We start from the raw sequence: 6267 nt of genomic DNA, 5'->3' as shown, positions 1-6267 counted from the left end.
GTTTCAGGCCCCTCGGCGGAGAAAAATAAGGGGAAATTGCAGCCGTTCGCGCCAGCGGGACGGAGTCCTTAAACGAGACCCCGTCGATCTAGGCCCCTGGATCCCGCTCTGGGCAAGGGTTATAATCGGCGGGAGTCGCTTCCCTTCGGGGAAGTGGAATTAATGGAAACGCTGTAATTAAATTTCAACCCATGAAGTTTTTTGAAAAATACCTTACCGTTTGGGTCTCGCTATGCATTGCTGCAGGCATTGGTCTTGGGAAAATACTGGGGAATTCTGTTTCGGTGCTTGAAAGCTGGCAGATATATACCATCAACATTCCGGTAGCGGTGTTGGTTTGGATGATGATCTACCCGATGATGGTACAGATTGATTTTTCATCGATAGGCAGTGTTTCAAAAAATTGGAAAGGGCTGGCGCTGACAGTTACTGTAAACTGGCTGATCAAACCTTTCACCATGGCATTGTTTGGATGGATTTTCTTTAAAAATCTGTATGCTACCTGGATCACTCCGGAAGATGCAGACCAGTACCTGGCAGGCGCCATTCTGCTGGGTGCCGCACCCTGCACAGCCATGGTGTTTGTGTGGAGTTATTTGGTAAAAGGCGATGCCAATTATACGTTAATACAAGTTTCAGTCAACGATCTTATTCTGCCGGTTGCATTTGTACCCATTGTAAAATGGCTGCTGGGAGTAACCAACATACAGATACCGTATGAAGTACTGATTACTTCGGTGGTTGTGTTTGTTGTTATACCGCTAACTACGGGTTATCTGACCAATCGGATATTGCCTCAACGAAAAGGAAAGGATTGGTTTGAACAAAAATTTCTTCCGGCACTTCGTCCTGTTTCCATACTAGCATTGCTTTCAACCCTGGTTTTACTCTTTGCCTTTCAGGGCGAACACATACTGGATCATCCATACACCATTTTGTTGATAGCCATACCACTGACCATTCAAACATACTTCATATTTTTTATAACCTGGCTGGGTGGAAAATTGCTCCGTTTATCACATCCGATTTGTGCACCGGCTGCGATGATTGGTGCCAGTAATTTTTTTGAACTCGCAGTTGCCGTGGCCATATCACTTTTTGGTCTTAATTCAGGTGCGTCGTTAGCCACGGTGGTTGGTGTACTCATAGAAGTACCCATCATGTTATCGTTGGTAGCCATCGCTAACAGTTGGAGGTATTAAATGAAAAAAATCTTGGTTTTATGCACAGGTAATAGCTCCCGTAGTCAAATGGTACATGGTTATTTAGAAAATCTGTTACAAGGTAAAGCTCATATTTACAGTGCCGGTATTGAGATACATGGCGTAAATCCGAGAGCCATACAAATCATGAAGGAAGATGGAATTGATATCAGTCATCATACCAGCAACCATGTAAATGAATACTTAAACATACCCTTTGATTACATCATCACGGTATGTGATCATGCCAGAGAAAACTGTCCGTACATACCAGGTAATTCCATTCGCATACATCATAGTTTTTCTGATCCTGACAAAGCAACCGGAAGTGAAGAAGAAATTATGCATGCATTTCGTATGGTTCGAAATGAGATACGCACATTCTGCGAAGAATTTTCAAAGACTATCATTGCTTAATCCTAGTAAGAAAACACAAACAAAAAAAGCCCCGTAACCGGGGCTTTCTGATTTATTTTACAACCATGATGCGTTGTGTTATCGCTTGTTTTCCGTCAGATATTCTAAGAAGATAAATTCCAGAAGACAATCCGTCTGTGATCAAAGTTATTTGCTGCTGAGATGGAGCAATGGTAAATTGCTGCAACACCTGACCCAGTGTTGTTATCAGTTCTCCTTTCAACGGTTCGGCAGAAGCCAATTGCAGAGCAATGGTAATCATATCAGTAGCCGGATTGGGATACACCAAAAAGTTGGAGGTATTCATCACTTCATCCACCGAAGAACAGTTAAGTACTGTAACCGATGCAGTCGCAGTTGCTGTACATCCGTTAGTAGCTGTGGCTGTAACGGTATAGGTAGTAGTGGATGCAGGGCTTACATTGATGGAAGCAGTATTAGCACCTGTATTCCAAGTAAAACTATTACCACCAGAAGCAGTAAGATTTACAGAGCTTCCCTGACAAATAGTACCGCCACCACTTATAGTAGGTGTGGGCAAAGGATTCACCACAATACTGGCTGTTGCCGTGTTTGTTCCGTTTAAATTGCTAGCTGTTAATGTTACAGTATATGTCCCCGCTGAATTAAATGTTACAGTAGGACTGGCAGCCGTACTTGTTGAAGGAGTTCCGCCGGGGAAGGACCAGCTATAGGAAGTAGCATTGGTAGATGTATTGGTAAATGTAATACTTTGCCCTGCACAGATGTTAGTTGATGAAACATTAAAAGAAGCGCTTGGTGGTGTATTGGTTGCAGCACTAATGTTTATATCATCCAGATAAGTAACATTTCCCCATCCACTTCGCAATTGGAATCTGATTCCGGCGGCGGTTTGAGAAGCATACGGGCTTAAATCTATTGTCTTGGTTGCCCATTGTGATGGGGTAGGTACAAATGCAGTGGTCATATCAGGTGCTGTAGCCAATGGACTCGGGCCTGTATTATTACCATAAGATGCTAATCGTATCCAAGTATTGCCACAATCAGTGGTGATACTTACTATTAATGAATCAGTCGCTTCCCTTCGGGGAAGTGGAATTAATGGAAACCTTTGCCGTTTAGTACCGGTGGCGTCGTGCCAGGCCAGTCGCTTCCCTTCGGGGAAGTGGAATTAATGGAAAAATTAATGGAAACAAACCAAGTGATCCCCTTTCACTTCCAGCCAGTGCCCACCTGGATAATCGGGGCTACGGCTGCCTCGGTCTGCTTTTAAGAGCTGGATCCCGGCTTCTACCTGTTCAAAGGTGGGGTGGTGGGGCAACACCAGGGACAAAAACTGGAACATTACCTGCCGCTGCAGAGCCAAGGGGGCAGCCCGCAAGGGATCCCGTCGCAGCCCTGGCAAAGCGGGCTCATATACCTGTGGCCATAGCTGAGCTGCTTGAGCTACCACCAGCTCATGTTCTGCTTGCAGCAGTGTGGCAGCCCGATTCAGGGCCGCTTCCAGTTGCGGGTTGAAGTGCTGTTTCAAGTAAGGCATCACCTCTAGGCGGAGGCGGTTGCGGCCATGGGCCAGATCTTGGTTGCTGCGATCCGGCCAGACCGGCAATTGGTGCTGCTGGCAAAATTGTTCGGTTTCCCAACGGTATAGACCCAGCAGGGGTCGCACCACCTGGGCAGAGGTGGGATCCCGGTCGTCTAGGTGCCGCTGCCAATCCAGGCTGCTCAGCCCGGCGGCTCCTGTTCCCCGCAACAAGTTCCACAAAAACGTCTCTGCTCGATCCGTGGCCGTATGCCCCATCACCACGGCGCTGCAATCCCAGATGCGGGCCCATTTGTCCAGTTGTTGGTAGCGCCAAGCCCTGGCCCCTGCTTCGTCTCGGCGGATGGGATCCGCAGTCTCAACAGCATGAGGTAGTCCCTGCTGCTGCAGCCACCCCTGCAAAAAGCGGGCACACTCCGTTTCATCTGCCGACCAGCGGTGATCGCAATGCAAAACGAAGAGCTGCCAGCCCCAGCGAGGCTGTAGATCCCGCAGGATTTGGAGCAGGCAAAAAGAATCTTGCCCGCCCGAAAAAGCCACCAGCAGCCGCTGGCCAGGGTGAAGAAGTTGCCGCTGCCGAATGGCGCACTGTACCCGCAGGTGGAGAGGAGAGAGCCTGGCCACAGCTTGTTATTGCTCAGGTGCAACCCAGACCCTGCCTGCCTTCATGGGATCCCTTAGGCAAGAGCCCGGGTCAGATGAGAGGCCACCGCCTGCACAGCAGCAATGCTGCGCTCGTAGGCCATTCGGGTCGGCCCCAGCAAGGTGACCGTACCCAGAGGAGCTGAGCGACGGTGGTAAGTGGAGGCGATAACCGTACAGTGGTGCAGAGACTCCAGTGGATTCTCGCTGCCAATGTAGATGATCACCGGGGTCTTGCGGGCAGACTGTCCCGACTCCTGATCCATCTCCGTTGAGCTCGGCAGAGAGGGCAAACCCCCATCGGCAAAATGGAGCCCAATCATCCCCTGAAGTTGCTTGGCTCCCTCCTCGATCAACTGCATCACTGCCTGCACCTGCCGGGCCTGGGAAAACTCCGGCTGACGCATCAACTCGGCCATACCGGCACTGAACACCTGCCCCAGAGAGGGCTGTAGACAGCGTTGCACCACCGAGCGCAGCAGTTGCTGGAGCCAATGGCCGTAGGTACGAAATTCTTCATCCAGTTTCAGCCAGCTCAGATCCTGCAACTCGGCAAAGGTTTTGCCCCGCAGCTTCAGGGTGAGAAAGTTGCTGAGCAATTGCAATTCATCTTCCAAATCCTCTCGGGAGTCGCTGGGCCAGTCGGGGGGGCTGACCAGAGCTGAATGGGTTTGATAGGAGTCGGTTACCACCAACACCATCACCCGCCCTGGCGCTACCGACACCAACTGCACATGATGAATGGCTACCACCGGCCCCTGAGGAGGAGTGATGAGAGCAATGCAACCGCTCAGATGGGCCAAAAGCTGAGCTACCCTTTGCAGGAGGCTGTCTAGGTCGTCTCCCAGCTCACGGCCAAGCTGATCCATCAACTGTTGCAGAGCGGGATGGGGATCCGGCTGAGGAGCATCGTGAGGGATCCCACCGCTGTTGGCGGAGGTCAACAAATCGTTGACATAAACCCGATAGCCAAAGTCGGAGGGAACCCGACCCGCAGAGGTGTGGGGCTGAAACAGTAACCCCACCTGCTCAAGGGTGGCCAGGTCGTTACGAATGGTGGCCGTGCTCACCCCAAAGTTATAGGACTGGGCCAAGGTTTTGGAACCGACAGGTTCAGCCGTCGCAATGTAGCTGCGCACCGTCGCCCAGAGAATCTTCCGCTGGCGGGGAGTCAGTTCGAGTTTCATAGCCGATCAAAAGAACCCAGTCAACACCTATCTATCTAAAGGGAAGTGCTAAACAGAGCCGGTAAATTGCTCCAGGATAAACCAACTCAGAGCTGAGATAGGAATCCAGACAGACTTTTACATCTTCTAATCTATATGCATCTATTGTTACTCTTTATATAGCGGGTTGCCTAGGAAGGAAGTTGCAAAACCCGATGTCGGAAGAGGTTGAGACTGCTGCTTGTGCAGGAGAGAGTGAAATCTCTTGTAGCCTGGGCTCCCCTTTTTTGCCCAGAGGTGGTAGAAGATGAACTACGGCTAGCCACCTTGTTGCGTAGCAACAGTCCGCTGCGCCAAGACTGGGGATTTCTGCGCATGAGTTCGGTCAACTCTAGGCCAACTGGGCCTGCTGCTGTCCCCCCTGTATCCTTTTGTATCTTTGAGGTTGTCCCATGTACTTATCCCCCCAGGAGAAAGACAAGTTGTTGATCTACCTGGCTGCCCAGTTGGCTCGGGATCGGCGGCAGCGGGGCCTCAAACTCAATTACCCTGAGGCAGTGGCCTACTTGAGCGCAGCAGTCTTGGAAGGGGCGCGGGAGGGGAAAACAGTCGCCCAATTGATGAGCGAGGGGCTGACGTGGCTGACCCGCGAGGACGTGATGCCCGGGATCCCAGAGATGATCCCGGAAATTCAAGTGGAGGCTACTTTCCCCGACGGAACCAAGCTGGTTACCCTACACCACCCCATTCGCTAGGGATCCCCCAGATGCTCCAAAGACCCAGAGACTTCAGGAGGTCGTCCCCATGGCTCGCCAATCCAGAACCAACCCTGCTGCCAACGCAGAGCCGGCCCTGATCCCAGGGGAACTGTTGCTGGCAGAGGATCCCATCCAAGCCAACGTCGGACGGGCCACCGTGACCCTGGAGGTTACCAACCGAGGGGATCGGCCCATTCAGGTGGGATCCCATTTTCACTTTTTTGAGGTGAACCGAGCCCTGGTTTTCGATCGCGCCGCCAGCTTTGGCATGCGCCTCAACATCCCTTCCGGCAACGCAGTGCGTTTTGAGCCAGGGCAAACCCATCGGGTAACGCTGGTGGCTTTGGGGGGCAAGGGGTTGGTGCATGGCTTCAATCGGCTCACGGAGGGCACGATACGCTCCGCTGCCCAGAAGCGGCTGGCTCTGGCCCGATTGCAGGAGTGGATGGGTCAAGCAGCCAATCCCTAGGGAGTACCGCCCCCCCCAAGTGTGCAGCTTTGGGCAGCGGTGTCAAGGCTCAACCCCATCCCCGTCTCTGCTCAGATTCAGGACACTA

General features: G+C 51.7%; 7 protein-coding genes. 4 read left to right on the top strand and 3 right to left on the bottom strand.

The window, feature by feature from the left end; all coding sequences use genetic code 11:
- Positions 1-191 precede the first annotated feature (191 nt).
- Entirely contained in the window at positions 192-1202 is a 1011-nt protein-coding gene (gene arsB, locus NW840_RS11615) for an ACR3 family arsenite efflux transporter (protein ID WP_414344424.1), read from the top strand.
- Positions 1203-1619 carry an arsenate reductase ArsC gene (locus NW840_RS11610; RefSeq protein WP_414328749.1) on the top strand — a complete coding sequence of 139 codons (417 nt, stop codon included), beginning with the start codon at positions 1203-1205 and terminating at the stop codon, positions 1617-1619. It abuts the gene before it with no gap.
- 52 nt (positions 1620-1671) lie between these two features.
- On the opposite strand, the gene NW840_RS11605 is transcribed toward NW840_RS11610, so the two are convergent.
- The 3 genes from NW840_RS11605 to hrcA all read right to left on the bottom strand — a co-directional run bounded on the left by NW840_RS11605 (position 1672) and on the right by hrcA (position 4973).
- Entirely contained in the window at positions 1672-2568 is an 897-nt protein-coding gene (locus NW840_RS11605) for a T9SS type A sorting domain-containing protein (RefSeq protein ID WP_414328748.1), read from the bottom strand.
- Positions 2569-2784: 216 nt separating this feature from the next.
- Positions 2785-3768, bottom strand: coding sequence for a tRNA lysidine(34) synthetase TilS (gene tilS / locus NW840_RS11600; RefSeq protein WP_414344422.1), 984 nt, complete (start codon positions 3766-3768; stop codon positions 2785-2787).
- Between the two features lie 53 nt (positions 3769-3821).
- Complete coding sequence (gene hrcA / locus NW840_RS11595; protein ID WP_414344420.1) at positions 3822-4973, bottom strand: heat-inducible transcriptional repressor HrcA; 1152 nt, start codon at positions 4971-4973, stop codon at positions 3822-3824.
- Positions 4974-5404: 431 nt separating this feature from the next.
- Between hrcA and NW840_RS11590 the strand changes: the two genes are divergently transcribed.
- Entirely contained in the window at positions 5405-5707 is a 303-nt protein-coding gene (locus NW840_RS11590; protein ID WP_011433938.1) for an urease subunit gamma, read from the top strand.
- A gap of 97 nt (positions 5708-5804) precedes the next feature.
- Positions 5805-6179 (top strand): urease subunit beta, encoded by a 375-nt coding sequence (locus NW840_RS11585; protein ID WP_414344426.1) that lies wholly within the window; start codon positions 5805-5807, stop codon positions 6177-6179.
- Positions 6180-6267 lie beyond the last annotated feature (88 nt).

Origin of the sequence: Synechococcus sp. R5-13 (assembly GCF_047462015.1) — a bacterium.
In the GTDB taxonomy this organism is placed as follows: domain Bacteria; phylum Cyanobacteriota; class Cyanobacteriia; order Thermostichales; family Thermostichaceae; genus Thermostichus.
Note: the sequence above shows the minus strand (reverse complement) of the source record. Positions and strands in the feature narration are given on the sequence as shown.